The organism is Streptomyces sp. NPDC048644 (genome assembly GCF_043199105.1).
Taxonomy (GTDB): Bacteria; Actinomycetota; Actinomycetes; order Streptomycetales; family Streptomycetaceae; genus Streptomyces.
Window position 1 is genome coordinate 288809 of record NZ_JBICVO010000007.1, and the last position, 14800, is coordinate 303608.

The 14800-nt window shown below is 72.5% G+C and carries 13 protein-coding genes; 7 read left to right on the top strand and 6 right to left on the bottom strand.

Features of this window, described 5'->3' with window-relative positions; genetic code table 11:
- Positions 1–105: 105 nt before the first annotated feature.
- Positions 106–405, top strand: coding sequence for a DUF1876 domain-containing protein (locus ACGFNI_RS18480; protein WP_393684971.1), 300 nt, complete (start codon positions 106–108; stop codon positions 403–405).
- 466 nt (positions 406–871) lie between these two features.
- Here the strand turns inward: ACGFNI_RS18480 and ACGFNI_RS18485 are convergent, their stop codons facing one another.
- Entirely contained in the window at positions 872–922 is a 51-nt protein-coding gene (locus tag ACGFNI_RS18485) for a hypothetical protein (protein ID WP_393685239.1), read from the bottom strand.
- A 41-nt stretch (positions 923–963) separates the two neighbouring features.
- Between ACGFNI_RS18485 and ACGFNI_RS18490 the strand changes: the two genes are divergently transcribed.
- Both ACGFNI_RS18490 and ACGFNI_RS18495 read left to right on the top strand, forming a co-directional pair.
- Positions 964–1302: a hypothetical protein gene (locus ACGFNI_RS18490; RefSeq protein ID WP_393685241.1), complete on the top strand. Its 339-nt coding sequence runs from the start codon at positions 964–966 to the stop codon at positions 1300–1302.
- Positions 1303–1482: 180 nt separating this feature from the next.
- On the top strand, positions 1483–3213 hold the full coding sequence (locus ACGFNI_RS18495) for a GAF domain-containing sensor histidine kinase (protein WP_393684973.1): 1731 nt from the start codon (positions 1483–1485) through the stop codon (positions 3211–3213).
- 36 nt (positions 3214–3249) lie between these two features.
- Here ACGFNI_RS18495 and ACGFNI_RS18500 read toward each other — a convergent pair whose 3' ends face one another.
- On the bottom strand, positions 3250–3957 hold the full coding sequence (locus tag ACGFNI_RS18500; protein ID WP_393685242.1) for a response regulator: 708 nt from the start codon (positions 3955–3957) through the stop codon (positions 3250–3252).
- 191 nt (positions 3958–4148) lie between these two features.
- Here ACGFNI_RS18500 and ACGFNI_RS18505 point away from each other — a divergent pair, with 191 nt between their 5' ends.
- Positions 4149–4724: a hypothetical protein gene (locus tag ACGFNI_RS18505; RefSeq protein WP_393684974.1), complete on the top strand. Its 576-nt coding sequence runs from the start codon at positions 4149–4151 to the stop codon at positions 4722–4724.
- Between the two features lie 33 nt (positions 4725–4757).
- Here ACGFNI_RS18505 and ACGFNI_RS18510 read toward each other — a convergent pair whose 3' ends face one another.
- Entirely contained in the window at positions 4758–5213 is a 456-nt protein-coding gene (locus tag ACGFNI_RS18510; protein WP_393684976.1) for a Crp/Fnr family transcriptional regulator, read from the bottom strand.
- 260 nt (positions 5214–5473) lie between these two features.
- Here ACGFNI_RS18510 and ACGFNI_RS18515 point away from each other — a divergent pair, with 260 nt between their 5' ends.
- Complete coding sequence (locus ACGFNI_RS18515) at positions 5474–6235, top strand: HAD family hydrolase (RefSeq protein ID WP_393684977.1); 762 nt, start codon at positions 5474–5476, stop codon at positions 6233–6235.
- Positions 6235–8637 (top strand): glycoside hydrolase family 65 protein, encoded by a 2403-nt coding sequence (locus ACGFNI_RS18520; RefSeq protein ID WP_393684979.1) that lies wholly within the window; start codon positions 6235–6237, stop codon positions 8635–8637. The genes ACGFNI_RS18515 and ACGFNI_RS18520 overlap by 1 nt, the downstream gene beginning before the upstream one ends.
- 11 nt (positions 8638–8648) lie before the next feature.
- Here the strand turns inward: ACGFNI_RS18520 and ACGFNI_RS18525 are convergent, their stop codons facing one another.
- The 3 genes from ACGFNI_RS18525 to ACGFNI_RS18535 all read right to left on the bottom strand — a co-directional run bounded on the left by ACGFNI_RS18525 (position 8649) and on the right by ACGFNI_RS18535 (position 13344).
- Positions 8649–9374 carry a class F sortase gene (locus tag ACGFNI_RS18525; RefSeq protein WP_393684981.1) on the bottom strand — a complete coding sequence of 242 codons (726 nt, stop codon included), beginning with the start codon at positions 9372–9374 and terminating at the stop codon, positions 8649–8651.
- A 240-nt stretch (positions 9375–9614) separates the two neighbouring features.
- On the bottom strand, positions 9615–11042 hold the full coding sequence (locus ACGFNI_RS18530) for a hypothetical protein (protein WP_393684982.1): 1428 nt from the start codon (positions 11040–11042) through the stop codon (positions 9615–9617).
- Between the two features lie 667 nt (positions 11043–11709).
- Positions 11710–13344, bottom strand: coding sequence for an FAD-dependent oxidoreductase (locus tag ACGFNI_RS18535; RefSeq protein WP_393684983.1), 1635 nt, complete (start codon positions 13342–13344; stop codon positions 11710–11712).
- Between the two features lie 246 nt (positions 13345–13590).
- Between ACGFNI_RS18535 and ACGFNI_RS18540 the strand changes: the two genes are divergently transcribed.
- Positions 13591–14709 carry a SchA/CurD-like domain-containing protein gene (locus ACGFNI_RS18540; RefSeq protein ID WP_393684984.1) on the top strand — a complete coding sequence of 373 codons (1119 nt, stop codon included), beginning with the start codon at positions 13591–13593 and terminating at the stop codon, positions 14707–14709.
- Positions 14710–14800 lie beyond the last annotated feature (91 nt).

Sequence of the window (14800 nt, forward strand, 5' to 3'; positions counted from 1 at the left end):
CCCTGGCGCCGCTCCAGACCGGGACCTTTGGCCCCTGCCCGTCGGCGCCGCCGCTGTCCGAGAGTGAGGGGACGGGGCGGCCGACGGACAGGGCGGAGGCAAGTGATGACGACGACGGCGGAGTGGAAGGTCCGGGTGTACCTCTTCGAGGAAGGCGGCACGACCAGGGCGCGTGCGGTGCTGGACACCGGAAGCGCCCCGCTCACCGGGCACGGCACCGCCCGGTGCAGCCCCGAGGACGTCGACATCCCGGTGATCGGCGACGAGCTGGCGGCCGGGCGGGCGTTGCGGGACCTGGCGGGGCAGCTCATCCAGGTCGCCGACCGGGATCTGGTGGGTGCCGGAGCCCCGCCCCCCGACCGCCCGCGGCGGACGGCGTACGGCTGGACGGACGCCTTGGCCTGAGGCCGGCCATGGGCCGAAGGGCCTGGCCGAGCCGCCGCCCGGCCCGGTCGGCGGTCCCGATTGGCGGTCCCGAACGGCAGCCCCGGGCGGCGGCCCCGGGCGGCGGCCCCGGGCGGCGGCCCCGGGCGGCGGCCCCGGGCGGCACGAGCAGCCCCCCAGGCGGAGATCCCGAACGGCCGGGCCAGCCGTAGCTCACGCCTGCGCACCGGCCCCGCCGGCCCTGCCTGACCCGTCGGCCGCCCTCCCCCCTTCCCCCTCGCATTCCCCTCTCCCCCGCTCTCCGGAAGGGCCGTTCGATACATCATCCGGCCCCCGAATCGGCCCCATGTGGCCCGGCACCGGGGGCCGAACCGCCCCTCACCGGCCGTCGGCGGCGGTGCCAGGCTGAGGACGGTCGCCGGTCCGGGATCCTGCCGGTCGACGACGAGTCCGAGCGCCAAGGAGCAAGACAGGGAGCGAAATATGGCTACGCATGCGGGGACCGGCCACGCGGGTACCACCGCCCACCAGTCCACACGAATCGCGGTAACCGGCTGGACCGCCTTCGCCTCCGCCCTGATGATCTTCGGCGGCATCATGGCGATCCTGGAGGGCATCTCGGCCCTCGCCAAGGACAACGTGTTCATCGCGACGAGCAACTACACGTTCCAGTTCAACCTGACCAGCTGGGGCTGGATCCACCTCATCCTCGGCATCGTGATCGCGGTGGCCGGCTTGGCCCTGCTCACCGGGGCTATGTGGGCGCGGGCCGTCGGGGTCGTCCTCGCCGGCATCGTCATGATCGCCAACTTCCTGTGGGTTCCCTACTACCCGCTCTGGGCCCTCACGCTGATCGCGGTGAACGGCTTCGTGATCTGGGCCCTGTGCACGAGCCACCGGGACACATCGGCACGGTGACCCGGAGCGGGGCACCGGCGTCCCCCGCCCGGCTCACCGGGCGGGCTCGCCGCCCACCACCGCCCTCCCGACGGCCCCGCCCCCCTGTCCCCGGCGCCGGCCGCCCAAGATGCCCCCACGCCCCTGACGGCTACCGTGGAGACAGGGCCCCGCCCGCAGTGCGTGGGTCACGGCGGAGGCGTGGTGGGCGACGAAGGAACGGATCGCGGCGGTGACACCCGGCGGCGGCTGGACGCGCTGCCGGAGGACCTCAAGGAACGCCTGGACGCCGTACGCCAGGGCGGCCAGTCCTCCCACCTGCTGCTCGAAGCGGTGCTTTCGGTGGGCGGCGCGCTGGAACTTCCGCAACTGCTGCGGCGCATCGTCGAAGCCGCGGTCGTCGTGGTCGACGCCGAGTACGGGGCGCTGGGCGTGGTGGGCGACGACACCAGGCTCGCCCAGTTCCTGCCGGTCGGCGTCACGGACGAGCAGGAACGTGCCATCGGTCACCTGCCGGCCGGGCACGGCATCCTGGGCGAACTGATCAGACACCCCGAGCCGCTGCGGCTCGCCGAGCTGTCCGAGCACCCCGCGTCGTACGGCTTCCCGCCGCACCACCCGCCGATGCACTCCTTCCTGGGAGTGCCGATCCGGGTGCGCGACGAGGTGTTCGGCAACCTCTACCTCACCGAGAAGCGGGGCGGCGGGGCGTTCGACGCGGAGGACGAGACGGTGCTCGCGACGCTGGCGGTGGCCGCCGGCGTGGCCATCGAGAACGCCCGCCTGTACGAGGAGTCCCGCTACCGCCAGCAGTGGCTGGAGGCCAACGGCGAGATCGTCGCGAGCCTGCTGCCAGGCAGCCGGCTTCCGGGCGCGGACGACATGGACGTCCTGAAGCTGATCGTCGATCATGCGCAGCGCATCCTCGGCGCCGATCTCGGCGTACTGGCGCTGCCCGCCGGGCGGGATGCGCTGCACGTGGTGCTGGCGTCCGGGGTCTGCGCGGCGTCGCACCGCGGCCTTGACCTGCCGCGCGAGGGTTCGTTCGTCGGCGCGGCCCTCGACGCGGGCCGGCCGCTGATCAGCGTCGACGTGGAGCACGATCGCCGGATCACCGCGGGCCCCGCGCGCTGGGCGGGTCTTGGTCCTGCCGTCGCGGTGCCGATGATCACCGGGGAGCGGGCGCGCGGGGTGCTGATGCTGGCGCGGGTCCAGGGGCGCGATCCGTTCACCGAGCCGGAGACCGCGCCGCTGCTGACGTTCGCGGGGCAGGCGGCGCTCGCGCGGGAGCTGGCCGAGCAGCGCAGGTCGGCCGAGCAGCTCGCGCTGCTCAAGGACCGCGACCGGATCGCCCGTGACCTGCACGATCTGGCCATCCAGCGCCTCTTCGCCACCGGAATGACGCTGCAGAGCGCGGTGCGGTTCGTGGACCATCCGGAGGCGAGCGAGCGGCTGCTGCGGGCCGTGGACGATCTCGACGAGACGATCAAAATCATCCGGTCGACGATCTTCGGCCTCCGCGCGCGCCCGACGGGCCGCTCCGGGCACGGGCTGCGGGTGCGTACCGTCACCGCCGTGGAACAGGCGGCGCGCACACTGGGTTTCACGCCGTCCCTCCACATGGCGGGCCTGATCGACACCGATGTGCCGGCGGGCCTCGCCGATCACGTGGTGGCGGTGCTCGGCGAGGCGCTGAGCAATGTCGCACGGCATGCGCACGCCACGTCGGTGGACATCTCGCTGACCGTCCGCGCCGGCACGCTGCGGCTGCGCGTCAGGGACAACGGGGTGGGCATCCCGCAGCACGTCAGGACCAGCGGACTGGCCAACCTCGCCAAGCGCGCCGAGAGCGCCGGCGGCTCCCTGACCGCCGTGGCCAGGAAGCAGGGCGGCACCCAACTGGAGTGGCAGGTGCCGCTCTCACCGCTGTGAGAGTGCGCCACCGCCGGTGAGAATGGCCCGGCTCCGTCACATCCGGTGCGGGCCGCCGTCGGCCGTTGCGGACGGGGCCACCTGGGTGGCGAGGACGGCGGCCTGGATCCGCCGCTCCACCCCGAGCTTCGCCAGCAGCCGGGAAATGTGGTTCTTGACGGTCTTCTCGGACAGGTAGAGCCGCTTGCCGATCTCACGGTTGGTCAGCCCCTCGCCGATCAGGTCGAGGATCTCCCGCTCGCGCGGCGACAGCGTGGACAGCACGTCCGCCTCCGGATCGGCATCGGCTTCCTCGCCGCGCAGGCTGTTCATCAGCCGTGACGTGGTCGCCGGGTCGAGCATGGAACGGCCGGACGCCACCGTGCGCACCGCCGCGACCAGGTCCGATCCCTTGATCTCCTTGAGTACGTAGCCGGCCGCGCCCGCCATGATCGCGTCCAGCAGCGCCTCGTCGTCGTCGAAGGAGGTGAGCATCAGGCAGGCGAGCCGGGGCATCCGCGAGCGCAGTTCCCGGCAGACGCTGATCCCGTCGCCGTCCGGCAGCCGTACGTCGAGCACGGCGATGTCAGGGCGCAGGGCGGGGCCGCGGGCCAGCGCGTGATCGGCGGTGCCGGCGTCGCCGACCACCTCGATGTCGGGCTCCGCGTCGAGGAGGTCCTGGACACCGCGCCTGACCACTTCGTGATCGTCGAGCAGGAACACCCGGATCGGCCTCTGCGGTGAGAATGCGCCTGCGTCGCCCATGGTGCCCTCCACGCGGTGGTACGGCTCGTCCGCCCTCATCGTCGCCCGCGCTCCCACGGGCGTGCCAGGGCCGAACGGGCCCCGGGCCCGGCATGCGCCCCGTCGGCGCCCGCGCGCCGTGGGGCCGTTCGGCCTCTCCGCCAGGACGCCGTGGCGTGCAAGGGTCGTGGCAGAGGGAAAGGGGGCGCGTGATGCCCTTCGTGAGTTTCCTCGGCCCGCCGCGCCGCGGCCCGCTCCGCCGGGGGACGGATGTGGCGGAATTCTGGCTGGTGTGGGTCACGGCGGTACTGGCGGTTGCGGTGGCTCCGGCCGCCGGTCTGGCGGCGGCGAACGCGGTGGCCGACGGCGCGCGGCAGGAGATCCGGGAGCAGCGCAGCGTCGCGGCGGTGCTGACGGAGAGCCCGCCGGCCCGTATCGGGGTGGATGCGGCGATCTCCGTCGGCGGGCAGGTGCACGCGACGGTGCGGTGGACGGCGTCGGACGGCACGGTCAGGGAGGGGCGGACGGCGGTGGCGCCCGGTGCGCAGGCCGGTGACCGTACCACCGCCTGGCTGGACGGCCGTGGCGCGCTGCTGGCCGATCCCGTCACGCCCTCGCAGGCCGGTGCCGGGAGCATCGCCGTCGGCACGGTGGCCGGGGCGGCGGGCTGCCTGGCGCTCATCGGTGCCGGACGGGCCGGTCATCTGCTGCTGATGCGCAGGCGTTACGCGCGGTGGGACCGGGAGTGGGCGGCGGCCGACCCGGGGTGGGGGCAGCGGGCGGCCTGAGCGGGCGGCGCGCCGTGCCCGGCGCCATCGCATTCACGCGTCCTCGGTACCGCTGCCCTGCGGCCCGTAGAGGTCCAGCAGGCGGGCCCGGGTGCGGTGCAGCCGGTCGGCGACGGTCTCGGCGACGTAGCGGTAGACGGCGCGCCCGAGCACGGGGTCGGCGTCGCAGAGTGCGCGGACGTGCGCGGCGTCGAACTCCTCCGCCTGCACCGGGAGGACGGCTTCCCCGCCCAGGTGCCAGATGCCCGGCGGGAACAGCCAGGACCAGCCGACCAGTTCGCCCTGTCCGAGCCGCTCGACGACCACCGCGCGACGCCCCGGAACATGCAGGTCGAGGGCGACCTGGCCGCTGCGGATGACCCAGAAGCGGTCCGCCCTGCGGCCCTCTTCGAAGATCCGGGTGCCCCGTGGCAGGGTCACCTCGTGCGCCGTTTCGGCCAGCCGCTCATGCGTCTCGGCCGGCATCGCTTCGAGCAGGCTTTTGATCATGGGCTCCTCATCCTCCGTCCGGGACGGCCGACGGACCGGCCGCGGCCACCGGGGCGGGCCGACGGTTGCGTCCCGGCGCCTGCTTCGACGATATGCACAGTTTTGCCGGAATGCTCCGGAGGGGCCCGTCCGGAGCGGCAGGCCCCGCCCGGCGGCCCGCCCGTGCCGCGCCGCCCGGCCCCGCTCCGTCTCCCCGGCGACGCGCCGGTTGCCGCGAGTCGTGATGCCATGGAGGCAGCCCCTGATGAAGGGATCCGGCCATGGCCGCCACGCCGCCCCTGGCCGCGTGTCTGCAATCCGTGCGGGCCGTGGTCTTCGACACCGACGGGGTCATCACCGACTCCGCCCGGGTACACGCAGCCGCCTGGCAGGTCGCGTTCGACGCCGCACTGGCCGCCGCCGGCGGGCAGCGGCCCTTCGACCCGGTGGACGACTACCTGCGGCATGTCGACGGCCGCACCCGGGAGGACGGCGCGGCGGCGTTCCTGGCCTCCCGCGGAATCCGGCTGCCGCTCGGTGACCCGTCGGACGCCCCGGGCCCGGACACCGTGTGGGCGATCGCCGCCCGCAAGGAGGAGCTGTTCACCTCGGCGCTGCGCACGCACGGCATCGACGCCCTGCCCGGCACGGTGCGCCTGCTGCACGTCCTGCGGAGCCACGGCGTGCCGTGTGCCGCTGTCTCGGCTTCCCGGCATGCGACCGAGCTGCTGTCCACCGCCGATGTGCTCGGCCTGTTCCGGGCGGTGGTGGACGGCAAGGAGGCGCGGCGGCTGCACCTTCCCGGCAAGCCGGATCCGGCGCTCTTCCTGGAGGCGGCCCGGCGACTCGGACCGCCGCCCGAGGACACCGCGGTGGTGGAGGACGCACTGGCCGGCGTCGAGGCGGGCAGGCGCGGCGGCTTCGGCCTGGTGGTGGGCGTGGACCGGACCGCCGACCGCATCGCCGCAGCGGGCCTGCGCCGCAGCGGCGCCGACGTCGTCGTGAGCGATCCCGGTGAACTGCTGGCCACCGGGGGCAGCTGATGCCGGGAGGCTGGACCTGGTCGTACGAGGGCTACGATCCGGCGGCGGAACGGCTGCGTGAGTCGCTGTGCGCGCTGGGCAACGGCTACTTCATGACGCGCGGCGCGGCATCCGAGTCGGCGCCGGGACCGGCGCACTCCCCCGGCACCTACGCCGCCGGCTGCTACAACCGGCTGGTCTCGAACGTCGCCGGCCGCCAGGTCGAGAACGAGGACATGGTCAATCTGCCCAACTGGCTGCCGCTGCGCTACCGGATGCGCCCGGAAGGCGCGGCTCCAGGGCCCTGGCTCTCCCCCGACCATCCTCAGCTGACGGAGCACCGCCAGAGCCTGGACCTGCGGCACGGCACCCTGACCCGCCGGTCCGTGTTCCAGGACGCGGAAGGCCGCAGGCTGCGCGTCGAGCAGTGCCGTCTGGTGCACATGGGCGACCCGCATCTGGCCGCGCTGCGCACGGAGTTCACGCCCGACGGGTGGTCGGGCACCGTGGAGGTGGAGGCGGGCATCGACGGGGACGTCCGCAACACCGGCGTCGCGCGCTACCGCGAACTGGCCAACCGCCACCTGACCGACACGGACACCGGCACCGCCCGCGACGACACTTTGTGGCTGCGCTGCCGCACCGTCGACTCGGACATCCGCATCGCGCTGGCCGCGCGGATCACCGGGACACCGGAAGAGGCCGGCACGGCGCGCACGGCGCTCAGCCCGCAGCGGGTGTCCCGCACGGTGACACTGACCGTGCGGCCTGGCCGTACCGCGGTCGCCGACAAGACGGTCGCGCTCCACACCTCCCGTGACCCGGCCATCGGCAATCCGCTGCGGGCTGCGGTGGACGACGCGCTGCGCGCCCCGGAGTTCCCGCGGCTGCTGGAGCTGCATCACCGCGCGTGGGAGCAGCTGTGGCAGCGGGCGCAGATCGACGTGCCGGGCAAGGCGGGCCTGATCCTGCGGCTGCACCTCTTCCACGTGCTGCAGACCCTCTCGCCGCACACCGCGGGTCTCGACGTCGGGGTGCCGGCCAGGGGCCTGCACGGCGAGGCGTACCGGGGGCACGTGTTCTGGGACGAGTTGTTCGTCCTCCCCTTCGTGAACCTGCATTTCCCCGAGGTCTCGCGGGCGCTCCTCGGCTACCGCCACCGCCGGCTGCCCGCGGCCTGCCAGGCGGCGCGGGACGCGGACGGGGCGGGGGCGATGTACCCGTGGCAGAGCGGCAGCGACGGCAGCGAGCAGACCCAGCGTTTCCATCTCAACCCCCGGTCAGGGCACTGGCTGCCCGATCATTCCCGCCTCCAGCACCACGTCGGCTCCGCGGTGGCGTACAACGTGTGGCGCTACTGCCACGCGGCGGGCGACACGGAGTTCCTGCACAACCAGGGCGCCGAGATGCTGTTGCAGATCGCCCGCTTCTGGGCGACGCGGGCGCAGTGGGATCCCGCCCGCGGCCGGTACCGCATCCGCGGGGTGGTCGGTCCTGACGAGTATCACGACGGGTATCCGGGCGCAGCGGAGCCGGGGGTGGACGACAACGCCTACACGAACGTGACGGCGGCGTGGGTGCTGATGCGGGCCCTGGAGCTGTGCCGGGAACTGCCCGAGGCGCGGCGCGGCCTGCTGTTCGAGCAGCTCCAGCTGACGCCGGACGAGCGGGAGCGCTGGGACCACGTCGCCCACCGGCTCCATGTGCCTTACCACCGGGGCATCATCAGCCAGTTCGACGGCTACGCGGATCTCGCCGAACTCGACTGGTCCGGCTACCGGAAGCGCTACGGCGACATCCGGCGGCTCGACCGGATTCTGGAGGCGGAGGGCGACTCGGTCAACGGCTACCAGGCGTCCAAGCAGGCCGACGTGCTGATGCTCGGCTACCTCTTCCCGCCGGACGAACTCTCCGGCGTCTTCCGCCAGTTGGGGTACGCCTTCGACGACGAGATCTGGCGCACCACCGTCGACCACTACCTGCACCGCACCAGCCACGGCTCGACGCTCAGCGCACTGGTCCACGCCTGGGTGCTGGCGCGGGTACGGCGCGCCGAGGCGTGGACGTACTGCGAGGAGGCGCTGATCGGCGACGTGGCGGACGTCCAGGGCGGCACCACGGCCGAGGGCATCCATCTCGGGGCGATGGCCGGCACCCTCGACTTCGTGCAGCGCGGCATGACCGGTCTGGAGGCCGGCGACCACGCCCTGTGGCTCGATCCCGCGCCGCTGCCCGAGCTGTCGACGTTCCGGGTGCGCCTCCGTTTCCGGGTGCACGGTGACGTCGAACTGCGCTTCCACGCGGGCAGGTTGACGGTCGCCGTCCCTGACCCCGACAACACGGCGGTGACCGTGCGGCTCGGCAGCCGCACGGTCACCATCCCACCCGGAACCACCTGTTCGATCGGCCTGCCTGACGTCTGAGCCGGGTGCGCTCAGGAAGCCTTCTTCGTCGAGGTCAGGTGGGCGAAGACCACCACGTTGTCGACGTAGTCCTTGGCCGCCCTGTCGTAGACGCCGCCGCAGGTGATCAGCCGCAGTTGCGGGGTGGGGGTGTCGGCGTAGACCCGCTCGTCGGGGAAGTTCGCCTTGCTGAAGGTCTCGACGGAGTCGACCGTGAAGGTCGCGACGGAGCCGTCGTCCCGGGTGATGTCGGCGGTGCTGCCCGCCTTGAGCTGGTCGAGCCGGAGGAAGACGGCGGGCCCTGTCTTGGTGTCGACGTGGCCCGCGACGATCGAGGCGCCCCGCTCGCCGGGGGTGGCACCGCCCTTGAACCAGCCGGCGAGGTTGCTGTCGTTGGGCGGCGGCGCGTTGAGCTGTCCCTTCGCGCCGAGGCTCAGCGGGGTGAACGGTGCGTCGACGCCGATCTCCGGGATCGAGAGCCGCTTCGGGGCCGAACGGGGCAGCTCCAGATCCTTCTTGGGTTCGGTGGTGGGTCCGGTGGTGGGGGCGAACAGGTTCGGGACGACGGGGGCGACGGCCGCCGGGGGCGTCGGAGGCTTGGCGTCCGCGGAGGTGTCGAAGGAGTTGAAGACCAGCAGGGCTCCCATCCCCGCCGCCACCGCCGGCCACATCAGGGCGCGGGCGAAGGGGCGGGGTGCGGTGCCGGTCTGACGCGGTTTCGACGTGGGCTGCTGGTGCTGGGGAGCCATGGGAGCCATGGTGCGGTGCCTTTCTTCCACAAGGTGTCAGCTGGTCGGGCCCGGCTGCCGGGTGCGCGGGCGGCTGCACGCGGCAGCGGGCCCGGCGGGGTGGGCGGTGACCCACCCGGGTGCGCGTCGTACGGGACCGTCCGCCCGGGGTGTTCCTCGCACCCCCGGGTACGGGGGAAACGCAATCGCCGCGGCCACCGCCTGGGAGGACGGTGGCCGCGACAGCACAGCGATCTACGCTGGAGGGAGTCAGGCCGCAGCGGTACCCGACGCGTTGCGACGGCGCAGCATGTACGCGCCGGCGCCGAGGCCACCGATCAGCAGGACCGAGCCGGCCGCCAGGCCGCCGCCGGAGAGTGCCATGGCGCCACCGCCGGTGTGCATGCCACCGTGCGGGCGGCCACCACGGTCGTTGTCACCGTGGTCGCCGCGGCCACCCTCGCCGCGGCCACCCTCGCCGCGGCCACCCTCGTCGTGGCCACCCTTGTCGTGGTCGCCCTTGCCGCCCCAGGACTTCTCCTCGCCCTTCCAGGACTTGTCGTGGTCGCCACCGCGGTCGCCGCCACGGTCTCCGGAGTCGTTGCCCTGACCCCAGTCGCCCGCGACGACGCCGGCGAGGGCGCCGCCACCGGTGTTCATGCCACCGTGCGGGCGGCCACCGCGGTCGTTGTCGCCGTGGTCGCCGTGACGGCCCTTGTCGCCGTGGCCACCCTTGTCGTGGTCGCCGTGGCCACCCTTGTCGTGGTCGCCGCGGCCACCGTTGTCGTGGCCACCGTTGTCACGCCCACCGTTGTCCCGGCCGCCGTTGTCACGCCCACCGTTGTCGTGGCCACCGTTGTCGTGGCCACCGTTGTCGTGCCCGTTGTCACGGTCACCGTTGTCGTGCCCGTTGTCACGGTCACCGTTGTCGCCCATCAGCATGGCCAGGGCGCCACCACCGGTGTGCACACCACCATGCGGGCGACCGCCGCGGTCGTTGTCGCCGTGGTCGCCGTGACGGCCCTTGTCACCGTGGCCACCCTTGTCGTGGTCGCCGTGACCGCCGCGCTCGTCGTGGTCACCGTGGCGGCCACCGTTGTCACGCCCACCGTTGTCGTGGCCGCCGTTGTCACGCCCACCGTTGTCGTGGCCGCCGTTGTCACGCCCACCGTTGTCGTGGCCGCCGTTGTCGTGACCGTTGTCCCGGCCGCCATTGTCGTGGCCACCGTTGTCGTGCCCGTTGTCACGGTCACCGTTGTCGCCCATCAGCATGGCCAGGGCGCCACCACCGGTGTGCACACCACCGTGCGGCCGGTCGCCGTTGTCGTGGCCGTTGTCACCGTGGCGGCCCTTGTCGTGGCCGTTGTCGCCGTGGCGGCCGTGCTCATCGTGGTCGCCGTGGCGACCACCGTTGTCACGCCCACCGTTGTCGTGGCCGCCGTTGTCACGCCCACCGTTGTCGTGGCCACCGTTGTCGTGGCCGCCGTTGTCACGCCCACCGTTGTCGTGGCCACCGTTGTCGTGACCGCCATTGTCGTGGCCGCCGTTGTCCCGGCCACCGTTGTCGTGACGCTCGCTGCTGTGGCTGGAGGATCCTCCGTCGTCACCGGCGACGGACAGCGCGTAGGCGGCGGGGGTGGTGATGGCGAGGACCGCCGAAATGGCGGCGGAAGCAAACAGGGTGCGGGAAGTGCGCATGGAGACTTGTTTCCTTTCGCGTCGATGCTGCGAGCGCTGACAGGTCGTCGGCTCATCGGATCGCAGTGCGACGTGATCACCGTCATCCGAAATGCGACTCCGCACCACCGGAGAGATCCGCATTCGGGGTACACCGTGGGCTCAACGAGTGGTACGGCCCCCATTAATCACCCATTGGACGGCGCGCTGCGGCTCAGCCACGTCATCTCGATGGGGTAGCCGCCCACCGGGACCGCACCGGCCACCCCCGCAGCCACCCGGCCCGGCCCACCACCCTGGGCGACGCACCTCGGCCGACCCCCCTCTCCCCCACCCGCGCATCGCACCACCCGCCGCCCTTTCCGGCCGGAGCCCGCCGCCCACCACGCCCATCATTACCGGCCCCTCCCACGGAAATGACCGGACGCTTCCACAACAAATACCGTTCCGGTGCTGCCACTTACTCATACGGCAAAGGCGATCAGCCTCAACACAATCACCAATGACGGAAGTTGGATATTCAGGATCGACTAATTCACCTCCGGCACAAGGAAGTTGACCTCGCAGGGCGCATTCGCCGTCGGAATGCCGGAACGCCGCAGCGCCCGCCCCGGCTCCGGTGGGGAGGCGCGGCGGGCGCTGCGTAGTGGTCGGTCCGGGTGGTGCGGGGCCACCGGGGCGGGGTGGTTCAGTCGTGGCAGAGGACCCGTCGCAGGACGTCGCGGAGTACCTCCTCCGGGTCGTCCACGTGCCCCCGGGAGCGCCAGGCCACGAATCCGTCCGGGCGCACCAGGACCGCGCCGTCGGGTGTGGTGCCGTGGACCTCCGCCCAGTCGGCGCCTTCCTCGGGGGCCAGGTCGTCGTCGGGGCCGGTCCCCACGGCGTAGGTGTCCAGCCGTCCCGGGCATACCGCGGCGACCCGGTCCGCCGCGGCGCGCCAGGGTGCGCCGCCCGATCCGGTGAGCAGGACGAAGGACCGTTCGTAGAGGTCGAGGGTGGAGCAGCGGGACGTGGCGGAGCGCAGCCACATGTGCGGGGCTCTGGTGCCCGGTGCCCCGGTCAGCTGCATCCGGGCGGGGACGACCGGCAGGTCGGGGTCCGGGTCGACGACCGCGCCGCGGGGGTAGGCGTAGCCGAGGGCGACGGTGAGTACGCCCTTTTGCCGGCCGCCGCCGGTGCCGGGGGCCGCGTCGTATCCCGGGTGGCTGTGTTCCGCCGAGCGGGCCGAGGCGCGGGCGCTGGTCTCCCGGGCGACGGGCTGCCGTTCCGTTTCGTAGCTCTGGAGCAGGCCGGGGCCGGCCGAGCCGTCCAGGACGGCGGCGAGCTTCCAGGCGAGGTTGTGGGCGTCCTGGATGCCGGTGTTGGAGCCGAAGGCGCCGGTGGGCGACATCTCGTGGGCGGAGTCGCCGGCGAGGAAGACCCGGCCGTCCACGTAGCGTTCGGCGACCCGCTCCGCCGCGTGCCAGGGCGCCTTGCCGGTGATCTCCACGGCCAGGCCCGGCACGCCGGTCGCCTCGCGGATGTGGCGTACGCACCGCTGGTCGGTGAAGTCCTCCAGGGTCTCGCCGCGCTCGGGGTGCCAGGGTGCGTGGAAGACCCAGTGCTCGCGGTTGTCGACGGGCAGCAGCGCGCCGTCGGCTTCGGGGTTGGTCAGGTAGCAGGCGATGAAGAGGCGGTCGCCGACCACCTCGGCGAGGCCCGGTGCCCGGAAGGTGATGCTGACGTTGTGGAACAGGTCGCCGGGACCGGTCTGGCCGATGCCGAGGCGTTCCCTGACGGGACTCCGCGGGCCGTCGGCGGCGATGAGGTAGTCCGCGTGCAGCGTGGTGTGTTCGCCGGTCTCCCGGTTCTTCACCAGGACGCTCACTCCGTCGGGAGCCTGGTCGAAGGAGAGCAGCTCGGTGGAGAAGCGCAGGTCGCCGCCGAGTTCGCGGGCGGCCCGCAGCAGGACGGGCTCCAGGTCGTTCTGGCTGCACAGGCACCAGCCGGCCGGGCTGAAGCGGGCCAGACCGCCGCCCGGATCCATCTCGCGGAACAGCCACTCCTGGTCGTCGCCGGTGAGCGAAGCGGCTTGCAGGATTCCGTGGTTGCCGGCCAGGACCGAGGCGGCCTCGCGGATGCGCCGTTCGACTCCGGCGGCGCGGTACAGCTCCATCGTGCGGACGTTGTTGCCCCGGCCGCGTGGGTGCCGTGAGGTGTCGGAATGCTTCTCGACCAGGACGTGCCCGACTCCCAGGCGTCCCAGGAAAAGTGATGCCGACAGACCCACCAGGGATCCGCCGACGATGACTACCGGAACCCTGTTTTCGACCGTTGTCTTCATTGCCTGCTCCAGCTCCAGCGGCGGCGCGTACGGAGCTGGAGTTTCCCCTGATGGCGGGCTATTCGATCATGCTTCACCCGCTTGGCTCACAGATCTCGCGCGGCCTGTGGCGGACGGCGACGATCAACAGGACGGCCACACGCGGAGCGGGGGCCGTCGGCAGTCGCGGGTCTGGTGCCCGCGGCGCACAAGGGTCTGACGGCCCGCCACCGAATCTGTTCCCGCCCCGAGGGAGTTGCGTAGACGATGACAACGCTGTCGGAACGAGTATCGCAGTCCGCCTTCGACGGCTCACGCCTTCGGGTTGTCCTGTTGCTGGACCTCCACGACGGCGCCCAGCAGCGCTTCCTCGAAGCGTACGAGCACCTGCGCAACCAGGTGGCTTCGGTGCCCGGACACCTCACCGACCAGTTGTGCCAGTCGATCGAGAACCCGTCGCAGTGGCTCATCACCAGCGAGTGGGAGAGCGCGCCGCCGTTCCTGGCCTGGGTCAACAGCGAAGAGCACGTCAAGATGGTGCAGCCGCTGCACAGTTGCGTACGGGACACCCGCTCGCTGCGCTTCAGCGTGCTGCGGGAGACCTCGAACACCGCGGCGCTCGCATCCGAGCCGCTCAAGGGCCGCCTCCAGGCGTCCCCGCGCGTCGGCGACGGCGTGGTACGGCACGCGCTGACCTTCACCGTGAAGCCGGGCAGCGAGGAGCAGGTCGCGGAGATCCTCGCCGGGTACACCTCGCCCGAGGCGCGGGTCGACGACACCACCCGGCTGGTCCGTACCTCGCTCTTCATGCACAAGAACCGCGTCGTGCGGGCGGTCGAGGTGCAGGGCGACCTGGTCGCGGCGCTGCGGCACGTCGCCCAGCAGCCCGAGATCAGGGAGGTCGAGGAGGCGATCAACCCGTACCTGGAGCAGGACCGGGACCTCAACGACCCCAATTCCGCGCGGGTGTTCTTCACCCGGGCCGCGCTGCCTGCCGTGCACCATGTGGCGGCGGGCAGGCAGGAGTCGGCGGACGTCCGGCGGCACGCGCTGTTCTACCCGGCCAAGGAAGGCTGCGGGATGGCGCTGGCCCGGCTGCTGGCGCAGCAGGACGAGCTGGCGGCCGACGATCCGGCGAGTCCGATCAGCGGCAGCACCGTCTTCCAGCGCGACGACATCGTCGTCCGCCTCATCGACCTGCGGGTTCCCCTGGAGAGCGATCCCGCGCTGGTGCTCGGTGTGCACGGCAACCGCAAGGCGGACGTGCTGCGGCGGCTGCTGGACACCGACGAGGCGGGCGGTCTGTCGAACGACCGTGAACTGGCGCACTTCCTCGCACGGTCCGACATGGACCTCATCACCGACCGCCGGGCACCGCAGTCCTGAGCGGCCCGCCGCGGCGGCCGGCTCTGAGCACCGCCCGCCGGCCGCCGCGGCTTCCCCCCACCGTCGGCACCACGTACCAGGAGGAATCAGT

Excerpts from the sequence above, each read along its gene's own strand:
- ACGFNI_RS18510 (WP_393684976.1), bottom strand. The coding sequence starts at position 5,213 with ATGATCAAAAGCCTGCTCGAAGCGATGCCGGCCGAGACGCATGAGCGG.
- ACGFNI_RS18535 (WP_393684983.1), bottom strand. The coding sequence starts at position 13,344 with ATGAAGACAACGGTCGAAAACAGGGTTCCGGTAGTCATCGTCGGCGGA.
- ACGFNI_RS18540 (WP_393684984.1), top strand. The coding sequence starts at position 13,591 with ATGACAACGCTGTCGGAACGAGTATCGCAGTCCGCCTTCGACGGCTCA.
- ACGFNI_RS18490 (WP_393685241.1), top strand. The coding sequence starts at position 964 with ATGATCTTCGGCGGCATCATGGCGATCCTGGAGGGCATCTCGGCCCTC.
- ACGFNI_RS18525 (WP_393684981.1), bottom strand. The coding sequence starts at position 9,374 with ATGGCTCCCATGGCTCCCCAGCACCAGCAGCCCACGTCGAAACCGCGT.
- ACGFNI_RS18480 (WP_393684971.1), top strand. The coding sequence starts at position 106 with ATGACGACGACGGCGGAGTGGAAGGTCCGGGTGTACCTCTTCGAGGAA.
- ACGFNI_RS18520 (WP_393684979.1), top strand. The coding sequence starts at position 6,235 with ATGCCGGGAGGCTGGACCTGGTCGTACGAGGGCTACGATCCGGCGGCG.
- ACGFNI_RS18505 (WP_393684974.1), top strand. The coding sequence starts at position 4,149 with ATGCCCTTCGTGAGTTTCCTCGGCCCGCCGCGCCGCGGCCCGCTCCGC.
- ACGFNI_RS18500 (WP_393685242.1), bottom strand. The coding sequence starts at position 3,957 with ATGGGCGACGCAGGCGCATTCTCACCGCAGAGGCCGATCCGGGTGTTC.
- ACGFNI_RS18515 (WP_393684977.1), top strand. The coding sequence starts at position 5,474 with ATGGCCGCCACGCCGCCCCTGGCCGCGTGTCTGCAATCCGTGCGGGCC.
- ACGFNI_RS18530 (WP_393684982.1), bottom strand. The coding sequence starts at position 11,042 with ATGCGCACTTCCCGCACCCTGTTTGCTTCCGCCGCCATTTCGGCGGTC.